General features: G+C 30.1%; 16 protein-coding genes. 11 read left to right on the top strand and 5 right to left on the bottom strand.

The window, feature by feature from the left end; translation table 11 throughout:
• Positions 1 to 16: 16 nt before the first annotated feature.
• Genes IPK06_11130 through prmA form a run of 3 tightly spaced genes read left to right on the top strand, consistent with a single transcriptional unit; the run spans position 17 to position 3,662 of the window.
• The gene (locus tag IPK06_11130) at positions 17 to 1,375 is read left to right on the top strand and encodes a YchF/TatD family DNA exonuclease (GenBank protein ID MBK7980522.1); all 1,359 of its coding nucleotides are present in this window, start codon (positions 17 to 19) and stop codon (positions 1,373 to 1,375) included.
• Positions 1,375 to 2,802: a D-alanyl-D-alanine carboxypeptidase/D-alanyl-D-alanine-endopeptidase gene (gene dacB / locus IPK06_11125; GenBank protein MBK7980521.1), complete on the top strand. Its 1,428-nt coding sequence runs from the start codon at positions 1,375 to 1,377 to the stop codon at positions 2,800 to 2,802. The genes IPK06_11130 and dacB overlap by 1 nt, the downstream gene beginning before the upstream one ends.
• A 17-nt stretch (positions 2,803 to 2,819) precedes the next feature.
• Positions 2,820 to 3,662 (top strand): 50S ribosomal protein L11 methyltransferase, encoded by an 843-nt coding sequence (prmA, locus tag IPK06_11120; protein MBK7980520.1) that lies wholly within the window; start codon positions 2,820 to 2,822, stop codon positions 3,660 to 3,662.
• Here the strand turns inward: prmA and IPK06_11115 are convergent.
• Both IPK06_11115 and IPK06_11110 read right to left on the bottom strand, forming a co-directional pair.
• The gene (locus IPK06_11115; protein ID MBK7980519.1) at positions 3,659 to 4,087 is read right to left on the bottom strand and encodes a MarR family transcriptional regulator; all 429 of its coding nucleotides are present in this window, start codon (positions 4,085 to 4,087) and stop codon (positions 3,659 to 3,661) included. The two genes, prmA and IPK06_11115, sit on opposite strands and share 4 nt — an antisense overlap.
• A gap of 16 nt (positions 4,088 to 4,103) precedes the next feature.
• Positions 4,104 to 4,775 carry a M48 family metallopeptidase gene (locus IPK06_11110; protein ID MBK7980518.1) on the bottom strand — a complete coding sequence of 224 codons (672 nt, stop codon included), beginning with the start codon at positions 4,773 to 4,775 and terminating at the stop codon, positions 4,104 to 4,106.
• A gap of 83 nt (positions 4,776 to 4,858) precedes the next feature.
• Between IPK06_11110 and IPK06_11105 the strand changes: the two genes are divergently transcribed.
• From IPK06_11105 to IPK06_11080, 6 genes are all read left to right on the top strand, one after another.
• On the top strand, positions 4,859 to 6,277 hold the full coding sequence (locus IPK06_11105; GenBank protein MBK7980517.1) for an isochorismate synthase: 1,419 nt from the start codon (positions 4,859 to 4,861) through the stop codon (positions 6,275 to 6,277).
• Entirely contained in the window at positions 6,255 to 7,985 is a 1,731-nt protein-coding gene (gene menD / locus IPK06_11100) for a 2-succinyl-5-enolpyruvyl-6-hydroxy-3-cyclohexene-1-carboxylic-acid synthase (protein MBK7980516.1), read from the top strand. The genes IPK06_11105 and menD overlap by 23 nt, the downstream gene beginning before the upstream one ends.
• Position 7,986: 1 nt before the next feature.
• Positions 7,987 to 8,823 carry a 2-succinyl-6-hydroxy-2,4-cyclohexadiene-1-carboxylate synthase gene (menH, locus tag IPK06_11095; GenBank protein ID MBK7980515.1) on the top strand — a complete coding sequence of 279 codons (837 nt, stop codon included), beginning with the start codon at positions 7,987 to 7,989 and terminating at the stop codon, positions 8,821 to 8,823.
• Complete coding sequence (gene menB, locus IPK06_11090) at positions 8,820 to 9,653, top strand: 1,4-dihydroxy-2-naphthoyl-CoA synthase (GenBank protein MBK7980514.1); 834 nt, start codon at positions 8,820 to 8,822, stop codon at positions 9,651 to 9,653. The genes menH and menB overlap by 4 nt, the downstream gene beginning before the upstream one ends.
• 3 nt (positions 9,654 to 9,656) lie before the next feature.
• Positions 9,657 to 10,553 (top strand): 1,4-dihydroxy-2-naphthoate polyprenyltransferase, encoded by an 897-nt coding sequence (locus tag IPK06_11085; GenBank protein MBK7980513.1) that lies wholly within the window; start codon positions 9,657 to 9,659, stop codon positions 10,551 to 10,553.
• Between the two features lie 61 nt (positions 10,554 to 10,614).
• Positions 10,615 to 12,048: an acyl--CoA ligase gene (locus tag IPK06_11080; protein MBK7980512.1), complete on the top strand. Its 1,434-nt coding sequence runs from the start codon at positions 10,615 to 10,617 to the stop codon at positions 12,046 to 12,048.
• Between the two features lie 9 nt (positions 12,049 to 12,057).
• Here IPK06_11080 and IPK06_11075 read toward each other — a convergent pair whose 3' ends face one another.
• Positions 12,058 to 12,456 (bottom strand): acyl-CoA thioesterase, encoded by a 399-nt coding sequence (locus IPK06_11075; protein ID MBK7980511.1) that lies wholly within the window; start codon positions 12,454 to 12,456, stop codon positions 12,058 to 12,060.
• Between the two features lie 91 nt (positions 12,457 to 12,547).
• Here IPK06_11075 and IPK06_11070 point away from each other — a divergent pair, with 91 nt between their 5' ends.
• On the top strand, positions 12,548 to 12,949 hold the full coding sequence (locus IPK06_11070; GenBank protein ID MBK7980510.1) for a thioredoxin family protein: 402 nt from the start codon (positions 12,548 to 12,550) through the stop codon (positions 12,947 to 12,949).
• Between the two features lie 52 nt (positions 12,950 to 13,001).
• Entirely contained in the window at positions 13,002 to 14,306 is a 1,305-nt protein-coding gene (locus IPK06_11065; protein ID MBK7980509.1) for a toxin-antitoxin system YwqK family antitoxin, read from the top strand.
• Here the strand turns inward: IPK06_11065 and IPK06_11060 are convergent.
• Positions 14,296 to 15,258, bottom strand: coding sequence for a hypothetical protein (locus IPK06_11060; protein MBK7980508.1), 963 nt, complete (start codon positions 15,256 to 15,258; stop codon positions 14,296 to 14,298). The two genes, IPK06_11065 and IPK06_11060, sit on opposite strands and share 11 nt — an antisense overlap.
• 9 nt (positions 15,259 to 15,267) lie before the next feature.
• On the bottom strand, positions 15,268 to 17,577 hold the full coding sequence (locus IPK06_11055) for a T9SS type A sorting domain-containing protein (GenBank protein ID MBK7980507.1): 2,310 nt from the start codon (positions 17,575 to 17,577) through the stop codon (positions 15,268 to 15,270).
• Positions 17,578 to 17,588: the final 11 nt, after the last annotated feature.

The following is a 17,588-nucleotide window of genomic DNA, read 5'->3' as shown; positions in this document are numbered from 1 at the left end:
TTAGATAGGAGAAAAAATGTTTGTAGATACACACGCTCATATGTTTTATCCAAATTTTGAAGGAGAACTTGAGCAAATTGTAGAAAGAGCAAAACTTGCCGGTGTTAAATATATATTGGTTCCAGGTACAGATCTTGGGACTTCTAAAAAAGCAATAGAATTAGCCGAGCAATTTGATGGAATTTACGCTGCCGTAGGCGTTCATCCTCATGATACAAAAGAATGGCAAGATTCTGATATTGAAATTTTAGAAGAATTTTCCAAGCATCCAAAAGTTGTCGCAATTGGCGAAATTGGGTTGGATTATTATTATGATTTTTCACCTAAAGAAATTCAAATAAAAGCTTTTAAAGCTCAAATTGAATTGGCGTTGAAAGTTAATAAACCTATAATTGTGCATAATAGAGAATCAAATGATGATATTATGACAATTATAAGATCATACTTAAACACTAATTTAAGATGTCATTTTCATTGCTTTGCCGGCAGTAAAAATGATGCCGCAGAACTGACGGCAATGGGACACTATTTATCTTTTACCGGAAATATAACTTTTAAAAAAGCAGATAATCTTAGAGAAATATTAAAAAGTGTTTCATTGGAAAATTTGCTTCTTGAAACTGATTCTCCGTTTATGACTCCCGTTCCGTACCGCGGACAAAGAAACGAGCCATCTTATATACCTTTGATAGCAGAAACTGTTGCTGAAATAAAAAATACTTCGTTAGATGATGTTTCGAGAATTACAAATTATAATGTGCATCGACTTTATGGAATTGGTGAAAAAGCAAAAGTCAGTTATACTTATAAAATCGGTAATTCGCTCTACATAAATGTAACGAACAGATGCAACGCCGATTGTGTTTTTTGCGATAGAAAAGGCGAAGCTGTTATGAAAGGTTATAATTTAAAAATGAATAAATCCGAAGAACCTGAAGCTGACGTCTATATTAGTGAAATAGGCGATCCCAAAAAATATAATGAAATAGTATTCTGCGGATATGGCGAACCTACAATCAGATGGGACGTTGTAAAACAGATTGCGAAGTATGTGAAGGATAACGGTGGAAAAACCAGAATCAATACAGATGGACATGGAAATTTTATAAATAAAAGAGATATTACTCCTGAACTTGCCGGACTAATTGATGTAGTTTCAATAAGTCTTAATTCTACCGATCCAAATCAGTATGCGGAGTTAATGAGAGTTTCTCCCGAATTACACAAAGAAATGATAGATTTTGCTCAAAAAGCAAAAAGTTATACAAGAGTTGTTTTGTCAATTGTTGGCTTGGATGAAGTTGATAAAGAAAAAGCGAAAGATTTTGTATTAAATCAAATTGGCGTTGAATTTAGAGAGCGAGAGTATTTTTAATGAAAAAAAACACTGAATTTCTATTTGCATTTTTATTTTTTTCAACCTCAATATTTGCGCAAAATTTCAATAAGCAAATTGAAGATGAAATTAATGAAATATACAAAGATGATTTTTTGAAATCATCAATGCTGGCTGTTTCAATTTATGATCTCACGGATAATAAAATTCTTTTTCAAAAAAATGAAAAGCTGCTTTTAACTCCCGCGTCAAATATGAAAATATTAACCACCACAACAGCGTTGGAATTTTTGGGTACAGATTACAGTTTCCAAACTTCTGTTTTTCATAACGGAATTGTGATGGATTCAATTTGCTATGGAGATATATATGTAAAAGGCGGTTTCGATCCGGATTTTACAACCGATGATCTGGATTCTTTAGTGTTGAAAATTGTTAATTATGGTATAAAAGAAATTCGCGGAAATATATACGGCGATGTTTCGAATATGGATTCACTTTTTTGGGGAAGCGGTTGGATGTGGGACGATGATCCTTCGTCTGATTTTCCTTATTTAACTCCGTTGATAATTAACGATGCATGCGTTCAGATTGAATATGAACCAGGTGAAATAAATAAAGAAGTAAATTATAAAATAATTCCAGAAACAAATTATTTCGATGTATTAAATAATTCAATAACGAAAGAAAATGCTACAGAAGATTTTGAAATTACACGCGACTGGCAGTCACGCGGAAACGAAATTTTAATAAAAGGAAGCCTTTCAAGTAACAGTAAAAAAGATACTGTCAAAATTAATATCGTTAATCCGGAATTATACTTTTTGTATTTATTGAAAGAAAAATTAGAGAAGCAAAATGTTGAATTTTTAGGAAAACTTGATACAGCAACTGCGCCTCAGTTTGCAAAACTGATCTATACTCGCGAGAGAAAATTAAAAGACGTAATTGTAAATCTTAATAAAGAAAGTGATAACTTAAGCGCCGAAATGACATTGAGAGCAATTGCGCTAAAGAATTTAGGTAATCCAGCATCAGCCCAAAACGGTATTAAGATAATTGATAGCTTAATTAATAAAACAGGGTTAAACTCTAATGATTACGTGCTTGCCGATGGATCCGGCATTTCACGTTATAATTTAATTACGACTGAATTATTGGTTGATTTATTAAAATATATGTTTCAAAATTCCACAGATAATTATGAAGTTTTAAAAAATTCATTTCCGCTCTCGGGAGTTGACGGTACATTATCAAGCAGAATGAAAGATACAAAAGCTTATAAAAACGTAAACGCTAAAACCGGGACTTTAAGCGGTGTTAGTTCATTATCAGGATATTTAAAATCGGCAAACTCTCATGATATTACATTTTCAATTATGATCCAAAATTTTATTGGAAGTTCGAAAAAAGCAAGGAATATTCAAGACAGAATTTGTACATTTTTAAGTGAACTTAGTTTATAATTTAATATTTAAATCAAATGAAAAATTACAAACAATTTATTATTAAAGCCGATCCGTTTAATATTGATTTATTATCCGGTAATTTGTGGAATTTGGAAATTCTTGGAATAAATGAATATGATAATTATTTAACTGCTTTTGTTTATGAAGATTCTGAATTGGATATTGAGAAAATAGAAGTTTCACTAAATGAATTAAAACGTCAAAATCTTTTAAATTATTTTTCCGTTGAAGTTGAAAACGTTGAAGGCAAAAATTGGAATGAGGAATGGGAAAAGAAAATTAACGTTATTGAAGTAACGGAAAAGCTTGTGATTAAACCAACCTTTAAAGAATATAATGCAAAACCCGGTCAAATAATTTTAACCATTGATCCCAAAATGTCATTCGGAACAGGTGAACATCAAACAACAAAAATTGTTTTAAGATTATTGGAAAAATATGCCGATAATAAAAAATTGGTCTTGGATTTAGGAAGCGGAACCGGAATTTTAGGGATTGCGGCTTCTAAATTGGGCGCTGAAAACGTAATTTGTATTGACAATGATGAATGGTGTTACATTAATGCTCAAGAAAATATTGAACGAAACGAAGTTAAAAATGTTGAAATAATAAACGGCGAAATTGATAAAGTTAAAGAATTAAAATTCGATTTAGTTGTAGCCAACATAAATAAGCATATTTTATTAAGCATTTATAATCAAATAAAAAATGTCTGCGTAGAAAACTGCATTTTAATTTTAAGCGGATTGTTGGAATCCGATTATGATGAAATAAAAAAGCAGTATACCCAAATTGGGTTTACTGCTTTAGAATTCCTTCAACAAGATGAATGGATTGGAATTGTTTTTAAAAATTAAGATGCTAATTTATCCAGCAAAGCTGTTAACTGTTTAAGTTCAACTTCTGTTAATTTCTTAGAAACTTCGTTGAGACTTTTAACATGTTCAGGATAAATTTTATCCAATTTTTGTTTTCCCTTTGGAGTTAACTCTGCATTAATAACTCTTCTGTCTGTTTTAGAATGAACTCTTCTAACCAGGTCTTCTTTTTCCAAGTTATCCATAACGCAAGTTATGTTAGCGCCGGTTACTAATAGCTCGTCGCTAATTTTCTTCAAAGGAATAGATCCGTTCTTCATCAAAACATCTAAAACGCCAAATTGCGGTGCAGTTAGTTTTTCAGCTCCTAAATGTTTTGATTGAACTTTTTTTAACTTATCATGAGCTTTTCCAACTAGATTATAAAGCTCGATGATTTGCTGCTCTTTTGTTGATTTTGCCATAGAACCCCCTCTACGATTATAGGATTATTTTACTTAATTCTCTTCTATATATTTCATATTCAGGAATTATATTTTGAACCAATTTCCAAAACTTTGCCGAATGATTCATTTCTTTTAGGTGACATAATTCATGAATAATCACATAATCTATAACCTTACGATTAAAATACATAAGTTTTACATTTAATGACAATATTTTTTTCATAGAACAACTTCCCCAACGTGTATTCAAATTTTTAAGCTGTAATTTTGAATATTCAAAATTATGCAGCTTTGCTAATTTTTCAACTCGTTTTGGAATATACTCTTCAGCTTGTAACTTCAACCATTTCAAAAACAGTTCATTATCGGAAATTACATCATCAGCATTTTTCAGGATTATTAATTTATCTTTTTTTAACGTATATTTCAAATTTTTATTATTGGAATATTCTTTTTTTATTAAATCAATATTATTACCTAAATAATAGTACTTCTTTTGAAATTGCAAATCGTTAATTTTTTTTAAGATCCATTTCTGATTATTGGCTACAATTTTTCGAGCCGCCAAGTATGAAACATAATTCGGCAAGGAAACTTTAATAATGCCTTCTTTATTAATCTTTATCTTAATATTTCTAGCAGATTCATACTTACGCATTTCGTATTTATACGAATTACCATTAATTTCTATTTCTTCTTCTCTCATATATATATCAATATTTTGTTGAAAGCTCGGTAAATTAAAACTATATTACTTGGTCAATACTATAAAAATTTATAAAAATTATTGTGCGGCAAAATATAAAATTATTTAAGAAAGAATTAATAAATTTTTTAAATTCTTCAAGAAATTTATTTGAAAATGGAGATAAAAATTCACTTTTTAGTTTCCTATTTAAGTTAGATAATCTTGAAATATCAAAATTTACTGATTCAAAATATTTACAAGACAAAATTTTCTTCTATTGGAAAATCCAAAATGAAAAGGAAGAATTTTTAGGCATCGATCCAATCTTCTCAATTTCAGAAAACGGCGAGGAGAGACTTAATATTACAAACGAAAAAGTAAATAATTTTAACTGTAAAATTATTTCTAATTGGAACGAACACGAGCTGACAAATATACCGATTTTTATGGGCGGAATTAAATTTTCACCGAATCAGGAAAGTAATAGATGGAATGATTATAAAGATTCGGATTGGTTTATTCCTAAAATTTTATTCTTAAAAAATCAGCATAACAATTTAATTATCTATAATATTTGTAAAGCTTTCGATATAAATAATTTAGAAAATGAAATTCAAAAAACTGTTGATTTTTTAGACGATCTTTTTTCGGAAGAAATAAATGAATTGAAACCTGCAAAGTTTGAAGATCCTTTCTATTCAAATTCTTATGAATCATGGAAATCGCAAGTTGAAAACGCGCTGCTAAACATTAACGGCGGTTATTTTTCTAAAGTTGTTTTATCTCGTGAAGTTCATTTTAAGTTGACCGATTCACCCAAACTCTCTAATTTGTTAAATGAGTTGAGTGAAAAATTTCCTCGCTGCTATACTTATGCATATAAAAAAGGAAAGTCAGTATTTATTGGTGCATCTCCCGAAAAGTTGGCAAAATTCTCAAACGGCTGGATAGAAATTGATGCTCTGGCTGGTTCCGCGCCCAGAGGAAAAACTCAGGAAGAAGATAACTTTTATGAACAATTTTTACTTAACAGTGAAAAAAATATTAATGAGCAGCAATCGGTGGTAAATTTTATTAAAGAATTGATTGAAAATATTTCCGACGAAATATCTTTTGATGAAAAACCACTAATACGAAAACTTCCTAATATTCAGCATTTGTGGACAAGGATAAAAGCAAAGTTAAATAAGGATTACAAGCTTTTTGACGTTCTGTTAAAACTTCATCCAACTCCGGCAATTTGCGGAACTCCCTGGGATGTTGCACAGAATTACATTTTAAAAGTTGAAAAACATGACCGAGGATTATATACCGGTAATATCGGGTGGTTTAATTTAACGGGAAACGGTGAATTCGCCGTTGCAATTAGATCGGCACTAATTAAAAACAATGAACTTTTCGCTTATTCCGGCTGTGGAATTGTAGAAGGATCGGAACCTCAATCGGAATTTGAAGAATCGGAAATAAAACTTAAACCAATCTTATCACTTTTCATTGATGAAAAAGTTTATCAATCGTAATTATTTTTGGTCAACTTTATTTGTTGATAAATTATCTGAATTTGGAATTAAGCACGTCTGTATTTCTCCGGGCTCAAGAAACACACCGTTAACTTTTGCGTTTGCGGGAAATAAAAAATTTAAGAAATATATTTTAGTTGATGAAAGATCTTCTGGTTTTTTTGCTCTTGGAATTTCAAAGGAAATAAAAAAACCGGTTGTACTTCTTACAACTTCAGGGACTGCAGTCGCGGAACTTTATCCCGCAATTATTGAAGCGTATAATCAAAGAATTCCGATAATTGTATGTACAGCCGATAGACCGGATTATTTAAGAAATTCCGGGGCGAACCAAACAATAAATCAAGAAAATATTTATAAAAACCATATAAGATATTTTTGTGATTTTGGTCTGCCAAGTTTGGAAAAAAATGATTTGGATAATTATTCTAAAAAGATTGACGAAGGAATTATAATAGGAAGTGAAAATAATACCGGACCGATACATTTTAATTTTCCATTTAAAAAACCTTTGGAACCAGAATCATTTAGCGATGAGATTGTACTTGATGTTGAAATATTTATACGAATAAATAAAATTGGGAAAGCACCAAGCTTAATTACGAATCAATATTCTTATATTTCTGAAAAAATTAAAGAAGCGCGCAAAGTTTCAATATTCTTAGCTTGGGATAATTTCGATAAAAATTTTAATGCAGAATTGATAAAGTTTTCGAGCAAAAATAATATACCCATTTTTACCGACGGAACGAGTAACTTAAGATTTACAAAAAAGAATAATGAAAACGTAATTGTAAATCATTCTGCGTTTCTGCAGAACTTTATTGACGATACCCAATTAATTTTACAATTCGGCAACGCTCCGTCATCGCAGTCTGTTTTGAAATTTTTAGAAAACACGAAAGCCAAAAAAATTTTAATAAATACTTTTGGTGATTTAAAAGATCCTTCACAAAATAAACCGCTTATTGTTGAAAATGAACCAACTCAATTTCTTAGGTTTTTAAATACTCAGAATCTAAATTCTCAAAATAAATATGATTGGAAACAAAAGATTATCAAGATAGATAAAGAATCCGAAAAGATAAAACGTACAATATTAAATAATAAGAATATTATTTTAGAACCATTTTGGCCGAATGAATTGTTAAGTCTTATTCCAAATAAATCCAATTTGTTTATAAGTAATAGTCTTCCCATCAGGGATTTTGATTATTTCGCTTCAAAGAAAAAAAATGATTTAAGTGTCTTTACAAATCGCGGTGCGAGTGGAATTGACGGTATAATTTCTACGGCTTCGGGAATTGCGTCTCAATCAAAGCGGAAAACATTTTTAGTAATCGGCGATTTGGCATTTTACCATAATCTAACGGCGCTTTCATCACTTATAGATTTTAAAATTCCTTTGATAATAATTTTGATAAATAATAACGGCGGCGGAATTTTCAGTATGCTTCCGGTTGCCAACTCCAAAGATCATTTTGAAGATTATTTTAATACTCCGCTGAATTTAAATTTCTCCAAATTAGTTAAAAGCTTCGGCGGAAATTATTCAAATCCAAAATCATACGCAGAATTTGACAAGAAAATTAATGAAGCTATTTCCACAAAAGTTTTTTCTGTTATTGAACTGAAAACCGATACAAAAAAATCAGTTGCGCTTAGAAGAAAATATTGGACGCAAATTAAAAAAGAAATTCATAATTAATATGTCATTAAAATTTGACGATATTGAATTCAATATAAAATACGATTCTGAAAATCTTCATTCCAAAACTCCAATTTTATTTTTGCACGGTTTTACTGGAAATCTAAACGATTGGAAATTTGTAGAAAATAAAATTCCAAATGTTTTTACACCGTTATTTATAGATTTGATCGGGCATGGAAAAACTTCATCACCGGAAAATATGGAATTATATTCATCGAGTTCTCAAGTTCAATATTTAAAAAAAATTATTGATAAGCTTAAATTAAATGAGATTATTATTTGCGGATATTCAATGGGTGGAAGACTGGCTCTGGATTTTGCTTATGAGTTTCCTAATTATGTAAATGCCTTAATTCTTGAAAGTACATCATTTGGAATTAAAGATGAAAATGAAAGTGTTGAAAGAATAGACAATGATATTCGAATTGCCGAAAAATTAAATGAAATGCCTCTCAATGAATTTTTAGATTTTTGGTTTGAACTACCGCTTTTTCAATCATTAAAAAAATTATCGGAAGGAAAATTAAATCAAATTAAAAATGAAAGAATTAATTCTAATAATAAAATCGGATTGCAAAATTCGCTGATAGGTTTTAGTACGGGAAAAATGAAAAATTATTTTCTGTTCGCGAATAACATTAAAATGAAAGTTTTACTTATTACCGGAGAATTGGATTTGAAGTTTACAGAAATTGCAAGAACAGTTTTGCCGGTTTTGCAAAACGGAAACTTGGAAATTATTCATGATGCAGGACACAATACGCATTTAGAAAAACCGGAAGAATTTCTTAAATTAATAAATAAATTTTTACAAAATATATTGGAAAATAAATGAGTTTTAACTGGAAAAAAGTTAATGAGTATAAAGATATTATATATGAAAAAAATGAAGGCATTTCAAAAATTACAATAAACAGACCTGAAAAAAGAAATGCGTTTAGACCGGAAACCGTTTTGGAAATGTATGACGCGTTTTTGGATTCAAGGGAAGATCCCGAAATCGGAGTTATTTTACTTACTGGTTACGGACCCGCAAAGGATGGAAAATACGCGTTTTGCTCGGGAGGCGATCAAAAAATTCGCGGTGATCAAGGTTATGTCGGCGGAGATGGAATTCCTAGATTAAATGTTTTGGATCTTCAAAAATTAATAAGAAGTATTCCTAAACCCGTAATTGCTTTGGTTGCCGGTTATGCAATTGGCGGAGGGCACGTTCTTCATGTTGTATGCGATTTGACAATTGCAGCTGAAAATGCGATTTTCGGGCAGACAGGACCAAAAGTCGGCAGTTTTGACGGAGGTTTTGGTTCAAGTTATTTGGCAAGAATAGTTGGACAAAAAAAAGCTCGCGAAATTTGGTATTTGTGCAGACAATACAATGCGGTAGAAGCAGAAAAAATGGGATTAGTTAACAAAGTTGTTCCTGTTGATAAATTGGAGGAAGAAGGAATAACCTGGGCGAAACAAATTTTAGAACTTAGCCCTCTTGCAATTAGATTGTTGAAATCCGCTTTTAATGCGGAACTTGACGGACAAACGGGAATTCAGGAATTAGCAGGAAATGCTACTCTGCTTTATTATATGAGCGAAGAAGCCCAAGAAGGAAAAAAAGCATACAACGAAAAAAGAAAGCCGGATTTTTCAAAATTTCCTCGAGTACCATAAAATATGACTGAAACTTTAAAAGCGTTAACAAAATTTGATACTTGGACTTTGGCTAGCAGACCAAAGACTTTACCTGCGGCAGTTGTTCCAGTTTTGATCGGAACTTCTATAGTCTCGTTTGAAACAAAAGTAAATTTTCTTGCAGCTGCTGTTGCGTTGATTTGTGCAATGTTAATTCAAATAGGAACAAATTTCGTTAATGATCTTTATGATTTTTTGTCAGGTGCGGATAATGAAACAAGAAAAGGTCCGGTAAGAGTTTTGGCTTCCGGATTGATAACTGTTAATGAAATGAAAATAGCGATCGTTTTAGTTTTTTTTACGACTTTTATTTTAGGTTTGTACTTAGTATACATTTCTACTTGGATCACACTGTTAATAGGACTTTTATCCATATTTGCCGGAATAGCATATACAGCCGGTCCGTATCCGCTTGCATATAACGGCTTAGGTGATGTTTTTGTATTTCTTTTCTTCGGTGTTGTTGGAACAGTTGGTACATACTATGTTCAAGTTGTTGATGTTTCGACATTGGCAATTTGGGCTTCAATTCCAGTGGGAGCATTAATTACAAACATTTTGGTTGTAAACAATTATAGAGATATTGATGAAGATAGGGAAGTTGGTAAAAATACTCTTGCGGTTAAAATGGGAAGGCGCTTTACACAATATCAATATTTGGTATTTATGATATTATCTTATTTAATTTTATTTGTTGTTTACTTTACTTACAACCAAAGATTGTTTGTTTTTCTTCCTTTATTAACTTTGCCTCTCGCGGTAAAACTCATCAAAATGATATTTTCTTATACTGGAAAAGAGCTTAATAAAACTTTAGAACTTACCGCAAAACTTTCGGCTTTTTACGGTTTTCTATTTGCAATTGGGATTCTTCTTTAAATTCAGCATATACAAATCTATTAGATTTTATTACTTTTCGTTTTGAAAATAATTTTTAATCATGAAGATAAAATCACAAAATAATTTTTGGTTAGTTCAGCAGTTCAAAAAAAATCCGCATAAAATATTTATTAAAACTAACGGTAAACAGTTTTCATATTCGCAGATTTTTAAATTGTCGAAATTGACTTCTCTTTTTTTTATTCAAAAGGGAATTAAATCAGAAGATCACGTTTCTATAATTTCCCAAAATAATTTGGAGTTCGTTATTGTTATAAATGCGCTTTGGTTTATTGGGGCAATTCCGATTTTAATAAATAATAGACTGAAAGAAAACGAAATAAAAAATTTGATTATTCATTCAGATTCGCAGTTTCTTATAACAATTGGAAAACATTTCAATAAACTCTTTAAGGAAGAAAAATCAACAATAAATTTTGAAATCAATAAATTAAAATCGAAAAATAATTTTAGAGATTTTGAAAGATTTAATGTATCTAAAACCGCGGTAATGATTTATTCTTCGGGCTCTACCGGAAATCCAAAGTTGGTTGAACTTACTTATAAAAATCTTTATTCAAGTTTTTATTCAAGCAATAAATTTATTAAACATAAAGAAACCGATATCTGGCTGGCCTCACTTCCATTTTTTCACATTGGCGGATTTTCGATAATTACAAGAGCAATATTATCCGGCGCTGTTCTTGCAATTCCAACATCATTAAAGGAAAATGAATTAGTTAATTCAATTAAAAAGTATAAACCTAGTTTAATTTCTTTGGTACCGGCAATGCTGAAAAAAATGTTGGATAAAGAAATCAATGTTTGGAAAAATTTAAGAATAATATTTATCGGCGGCGGACCCGCTGCTCAAAATTTAATATCCGAATCAATTCAAAAAGGATTTCCAATTTGTAATGTTTACGGTTCTACCGAAACTTCATCAATGGTTACTTTTGCGGAAATAAATAATTTAAAGGAAAACGGAATTTCGGCAGGTGTAACTTTCCCGAATGTTGATTTAAAAATTATTGGAAAAAACGGGAGAAAAATTAAAGATGGAAATATTGGTGAGATTGTAATAATTTCTGATTCAGTTGCATTATCATATTACAAAAATCAAAAAAATAATAATTTAAGAACCGGTAAATATTTTACAAATGATCATGGCAAAATTGATGAAAAAGGCAATCTGCATATTATTGGCAGAAAAGACGATATTATAATTTCCGGAGGTGAAAATATTTCATTAAATGAAATAAGAAATGTAATTCAAAATAATTATGTTGACTCATTTGAAACAATAAAAATTGCGGATGAAAAATGGGGAGAATCATATATTTTAATTTTTGAAAGAATATCTTCTGAGAAATTTAAAAACGGAGTCTATCAAATTTTAAGAAATAATTTGGCATCATATAAACTTCCCAAAGAAATTTTATTCGTTAAAAAATTTCCGAGAACAGCCTTGGGGAAAATTAAAAAGGAGAATTAACGCAAAATCTTAAATTGAATGCTGCTTGAGACATTCCTTCAAATCTTCCGGCAGTTCAGCTTTCTTAAAATCTGATTTTTTTACAAAAACGTGAGTTGTCTTTATTTCTGCCGCAATTCTGTCGTTTACCAATAATTCATAATTAAGTGTAAAAGAAGTGGTTCCAATTTTTTCGACAAAAACTCCGCAGATTATTGTATCGCCGAATTTGACTGGAGCTTTAAAATCTCCATTAGAATTTATAATTGGAATAACAAACTCATCATTTTGAAAATAATTTTTCTTCAAATTAAAACTCGCGAAAAACTGTTCATACGCAAAATGAGCAATTTTAAAATAGTTTGCAAAAAACATTATTCCGCCCGGATCTGTATCCGAAAACATTACTTTATATTCAACACTGTACATTTTTCACTCATTAGCGATTATCAATAAAAAAATATTAGTTATATTTCCGGTGTAAAATAGTATTTATTTATAAGCTTAAAAAGGATTTTTTGTGGATTTATTTTTTACTGTTGTAATAATATTAATTGGAATTTTCATTTTATTTCAATTTTTTATGTATTTGAAATCAAAAAGAAGTGTTGGTAAAATTATTCCTTATGATATGATAAATTCTGAGATTTCCGGTAAAATTAAAAATAAAAAAAGTGTCTTGTATTTTCATTCTCCAAGTTGTCATAATTGCAAAGTTCAGACGCCTATAATTGAAAAACTTAAAAATGAATTTAATTGTTTTTTATCAATAGATGTAAGCAAGGATTTACAAACTGCAAAAGCCTTTGGCATTATGGGCACACCTTCGCTAATTTTTTTGGGAACAAAAACTATTGAAGGGTTTTATGTTGGAGTGAAAGACGAAAATTTTATAAGAGAAAAACTTAAAAGTTTGGTCTGAGTAAATAGTTTCCACTAAAATTCGATATTCTATAAAAAAATATTCAAAAATTATGCTTAACAAAATTATTCCGCTGTTAATTTTATTATCCTCGTTCGCATTTTCGCAATCAAGTGAAATTAAGAAAACTTATTACCCAAATGGGAAACTTGAAAGTGAAGGCGTTTATGTAAACGGCAAAAAAAATGGGACTTATAAAGAATTTTATGATACGGGCTCGCTATGGAAAGAATGGAAATTTATCGATGGAAAGGAAGAAGGAATTTCCAATTGGTATTTTATGGATGGCTCGTTAAGCATGATTTGGAATTACGTTAACGGAAAACTCGAAGGCGACGCGACTTGGTATTACGAAACGGGAGAAATCTGGTCAATTCCACATTATGAAAACAATGTTCAGCAGGGTTTTACAAAAACATTCTATAAAAGCGGAGCAATTCAAGGTATTTGGCAGTATGAAAACGGCAAGTTAAACGGCATTTCCAAATTATTTTTTGAAAACGGAAAGCTGGAAGTGGAAAGAAATTATGTTAACGGTAAACTTGAAGGAATTAGTAAAGTTTATAATAATTATGGCGGCGTAGCGCTAGACGCAAACTATAAAAACGGAGTTCTTGATGGAACTTCTTATTTTTATTATCCCGATAAATCAATAAAAGTAATTGACACTTACAATAACGGACAAATAGTAAAACGTGTCAGATATGATATTGTTGGTAAATTTGAAAAACTTGAAGAAAGCTTTACAGAATTTTATGAAGACGGCACTTTAAAATCCGAACTGAATTTTAAAGAAGGTAAAATTAGCGGAATAAATAAATATTATTATCCGGGCGGCTTTATCAAAGCAGTGTTAAATTACAGGGATGAAAAACTCGATTCACTTTGCACTTACTATTATGAAAACGGCGTTATCTTTAAAGAAGTAAATTATATGTACGGAGATAAAGACGGAATTACTTATGAATATGATACTTTGGGCGTTATTTCAGCCAAATTAAAATATAGTAATGATAAATTAAACGGCGAATCTTATTTCTATAAATCGAATAATATTCTGGAAATTAAATTGAATTACCTTGATGATAAGTTAGATGGAAAGCAGTATATTTATTTTGATAGCGGAAATATTGAATCGGAATTTGTTTATAAAGATAATTTACTCAACGGAATAAGTACTAAATTTTTTGAAGACGGTAAAGTAAGAAATTACGGAATGTTCAAAGACGGAAAAATGGACGGTAAATTTTATGAATATCAGAAAAATGGTTTATTGAAATTTGAAAAGATTTTTTCCCAAGATTCGTTAGTTTCACAGACTTTTTACAATGAAAAAGGATTAAAAATCAGTCAATAATTAATTTTTCTAATTCAACTAATCTTTCATCAGCTTTAAGCAATATCTTGTTTTGGGCTTTTTCAAAGTTAATTTTTGAAAATGATGAATTAACAATTTGAATTATATTTTCATCGCCGTTACTGTTTATAGATAAAATATTAGCTTTGTTATAAATCCAATTTCCATCTTTCAATTCGGGAGCTTCGGCTTTAATTAACAACGTATTATTATTATACCAAATTCCGTCCAAGTAAATCTCATCATTAGCTAAATCAGATTTCCAAAGAAGTTTTTTGGTTGAAATATTATAGCAAAATGAATTTTTATTTGTGAAGCCTAAAAAATTATTATCATCAGAATTAAATTTTCCGCACCAAAATTTTTCTTCGGTCTCAAGTATTTTATCGTTCTTTCTATCAAATATAATTGATTTATTATTTATATCTTCGGTTTCCCAATTATAAAATGAATACGCAATAAAATTATTCTTGTTAGAAATGGTAAATCCAGAAATTATTCCATCTTCAGCAATTATTGAATCCTTTAAATTTCCAACTAAATCAAAAATAAATATTTTGTTTTTTTGATTTTCAGAAAATAAAATCGCGGACTCAAAACTATTATTAGCAAAGTGTAAAGTTTGTTCATTTTTTGGGTGCGATTTGTAGAAAAAATATTTATTAGTCATTATTTTATTTTGATAAAACTCAATCGAACCATCACTTGGAAAAGTCAAACAGAATTTTGCGGAGTCTATTAAATATACCTGAGGAATTGACTGATAAGGTAAAAGTTCCTTTTCAAAAATGTACTTCGTAATTCCATTCTCCTGGATATCTAAAACTAATTTTCTACTATTAAAATAATTTTCTCCAATTATTTTTTTATTAAAAGATAACTCACTTTGAGCAAATAATTGCGGAAAATTAATAATTAAGATTATTAATAAAATTTTATTAAATATTTTCATTACGTTACTTTATTTTATAAGAATCATTTTTTTTGTTTGAATAAAATTACCGGTTTTTAATCGGTAAAGATAAACTCCGCTTGAAAAATTACTTGCGTCAAATTCAATTTTATAATTTCCGGACTTTTGTTTTTGATTAACCAAAACACCGACTTTTCTTCCAAGAACATCATAAATATTTAATTCAACGTTTTGCATTTCGTCTCTCGCGTTTGCATGAATATTATATTCAATTGTTGTTGTTGGATTAAACGGATTCGGGAAATTTTGCTGCAACTTAAATTCGTTTTTTACGGCTATTTCTTTATCAGCATCTGTTATTTTTAAATTGAAATATTCTAAAACCAATCTCATTAATTTATTTCTGTTAATTTCATTTTCTATTGATTCAAACGGAAAAGAAAAATAAATCATTTGTCCGGTTTCCAAACTTTCACCAAATTGACCTGTAAACGAGACTCCGCCTTTTCTATGCAGACCTTCTCTATCATAATCAAAGTTATAATTTAAAATTGTAGCGCCACCGTTTATCGGTTCAATATCATCTGGAGCGGCATCAGCAAATGATGAATTGAAATCTGAAAATTTGGTTCCTTCTTCTCCGTGAAGTTCATTCAGCAGATCAAGTCCATCGTGCATCAAAACGGATTTTAAGTATTGATGATAAAACAACGTATCGGAAGATTCCGAATATGAACTTTGCACATCCAAATCCTGACCGATATTGCTGCCCGAAATTAATATTTTTCCGCCTTGTTCCAAATATAATGCGACTTTATATTGCTCTAAATTTACGAAAGTATTATCCGCTGCTGAGTTATCTCCGGTAAACCAAATTACTAAATCAAAAATATTTAAATCCAATTCTTCGTTGGCAATTACTTCATCCAAACAAGATGAAATATTACTGCCGTTATTTGATATTAAGGAATTAAAATAAAAAGTATTATATGAATGTTGAGGTTCAATACAGCGACTATCATTTCCGTATCTGCTGAAGCCGTCTACAATTAAAAAGTTTTTATCATTGGAAAAAATAGCAACAGAATAAACGTCACTCCCGGTTGATTCATTGCCTGCAGAATCAATTGCAGTTAAATAAAAATAAAATTGGAATTTGTTTGATGGAATAATAAATTCACTTGGAGATGAAAATGATATACTTGTTTTCTCGTTATCTAATAATTTTTCATCCGCAGCAACTTTCCAATTACTAGTATTTCCATCATCCGAATAATAAATTCTGTAACCTTTAAGATTATTGATGTTATATTTTTCCCATTTTAATTCAATTGAATCATTTTTTGAAATTACAGATTTGAGTTTTGGAGGTAATTTTTTTACTGATATAGGAAATCTTTTAGATGAAGAACTGCCTCTTGTATCTTCGGTAAAAATTTCAAGCGTGTAATTTCCGGCGTCAAGCAAATCAGTATCTAAGTAATTGTTTGGAACCGTATGATCGGCATTTATTTGATTTTCGCCTTTTCCGTTTGTTACCCAATAATAAGGATCAGAAAGTGTTGCCACATTTTTTACGTAAACGTTATGAACATAACTATCATTTGGAAGAAAGTAAAATCTATATTTTACACCATTGTTTTCAGGTTCATAAATTACTTGATCTCCATTTTCGCTCAAAATTCTATATCCTAAAATGTATGTTCCGTTGTTTACATTTACCGAATTTGTTCCGTTTATCTCTCTAACTTTAATCTGGAAATCCACTTTTCCATAAAGTTGATTTGAAGAAATTTCCTTGTTTGTTTTATCTACGCAGAATTTTAAGGTTGATGACTCAATTACTGGAGGAAAAGTATCCTCAAACGGATACAATCCGCCTTCAGGTCTTATCGGATTTATTTCAGTGCCTAAACTGCTTGAAGAAACATTCACAAATTCTCTTTCGATTAAATGAACATGACCTGCGGTTACGAATATTGTTCCTAAAACAGTTAGACCGGTATAAACTTGCTGCCCAACAACTAAATTAGGATTTGGAACAACATGATAATAAGTCATATGTTTCTTTTTGCCATTTATTATAGATTTAACATTTATATAAGAATCATAACCGTTATTATCTAAAGAATATACAACACCATCCATGGAAGGAAATACTGGGTTTCCGTCCGGCTCTGAAATATCAACCGCGTTATGAAAATGATCCGAGCTGCCTGTATTTCTAAATTCTGCAAACGCTCCGGTTATTCCTTGACTCGAATTTAGAGGAGGTACCGGCCATTGATATGTTGTTGAATCTTTTTGTGAATACAATTGTGAAAAAAAGAAGGAAAATATTATTAAAAAATATTTCATGATAAAAAAAT

Source organism: Ignavibacteriota bacterium (genome assembly GCA_016713565.1).
GTDB lineage: Bacteria > Bacteroidota > Ignavibacteria > Ignavibacteriales > Melioribacteraceae.
Note: the sequence above shows the minus strand (reverse complement) of the source record. Positions and strands in the feature narration are given on the sequence as shown.

What these genes read in the sequence shown, in the direction of transcription:
- dacB (MBK7980521.1), top strand. Translation starts at nt 1,375, where the DNA reads ATGAAAAAAAACACTGAATTTCTATTTGCATTTTTATTTTTTTCAACC.
- menD (MBK7980516.1), top strand. Translation starts at nt 6,255, where the DNA reads ATGAAAAAGTTTATCAATCGTAATTATTTTTGGTCAACTTTATTTGTT.
- menH (MBK7980515.1), top strand. Translation starts at nt 7,987, where the DNA reads ATGTCATTAAAATTTGACGATATTGAATTCAATATAAAATACGATTCT.
- IPK06_11130 (MBK7980522.1), top strand. Translation starts at nt 17, where the DNA reads ATGTTTGTAGATACACACGCTCATATGTTTTATCCAAATTTTGAAGGA.
- IPK06_11065 (MBK7980509.1), top strand. Translation starts at nt 13,002, where the DNA reads ATGCTTAACAAAATTATTCCGCTGTTAATTTTATTATCCTCGTTCGCA.
- IPK06_11115 (MBK7980519.1), bottom strand. Translation starts at nt 4,087, where the DNA reads ATGGCAAAATCAACAAAAGAGCAGCAAATCATCGAGCTTTATAATCTA.
- menB (MBK7980514.1), top strand. Translation starts at nt 8,820, where the DNA reads ATGAGTTTTAACTGGAAAAAAGTTAATGAGTATAAAGATATTATATAT.
- prmA (MBK7980520.1), top strand. Translation starts at nt 2,820, where the DNA reads ATGAAAAATTACAAACAATTTATTATTAAAGCCGATCCGTTTAATATT.
- IPK06_11055 (MBK7980507.1), bottom strand. Translation starts at nt 17,577, where the DNA reads ATGAAATATTTTTTAATAATATTTTCCTTCTTTTTTTCACAATTGTAT.
- IPK06_11075 (MBK7980511.1), bottom strand. Translation starts at nt 12,456, where the DNA reads ATGTACAGTGTTGAATATAAAGTAATGTTTTCGGATACAGATCCGGGC.
- IPK06_11085 (MBK7980513.1), top strand. Translation starts at nt 9,657, where the DNA reads ATGACTGAAACTTTAAAAGCGTTAACAAAATTTGATACTTGGACTTTG.
- IPK06_11080 (MBK7980512.1), top strand. Translation starts at nt 10,615, where the DNA reads ATGAAGATAAAATCACAAAATAATTTTTGGTTAGTTCAGCAGTTCAAA.
- IPK06_11060 (MBK7980508.1), bottom strand. Translation starts at nt 15,258, where the DNA reads ATGAAAATATTTAATAAAATTTTATTAATAATCTTAATTATTAATTTT.
- IPK06_11110 (MBK7980518.1), bottom strand. Translation starts at nt 4,775, where the DNA reads ATGAGAGAAGAAGAAATAGAAATTAATGGTAATTCGTATAAATACGAA.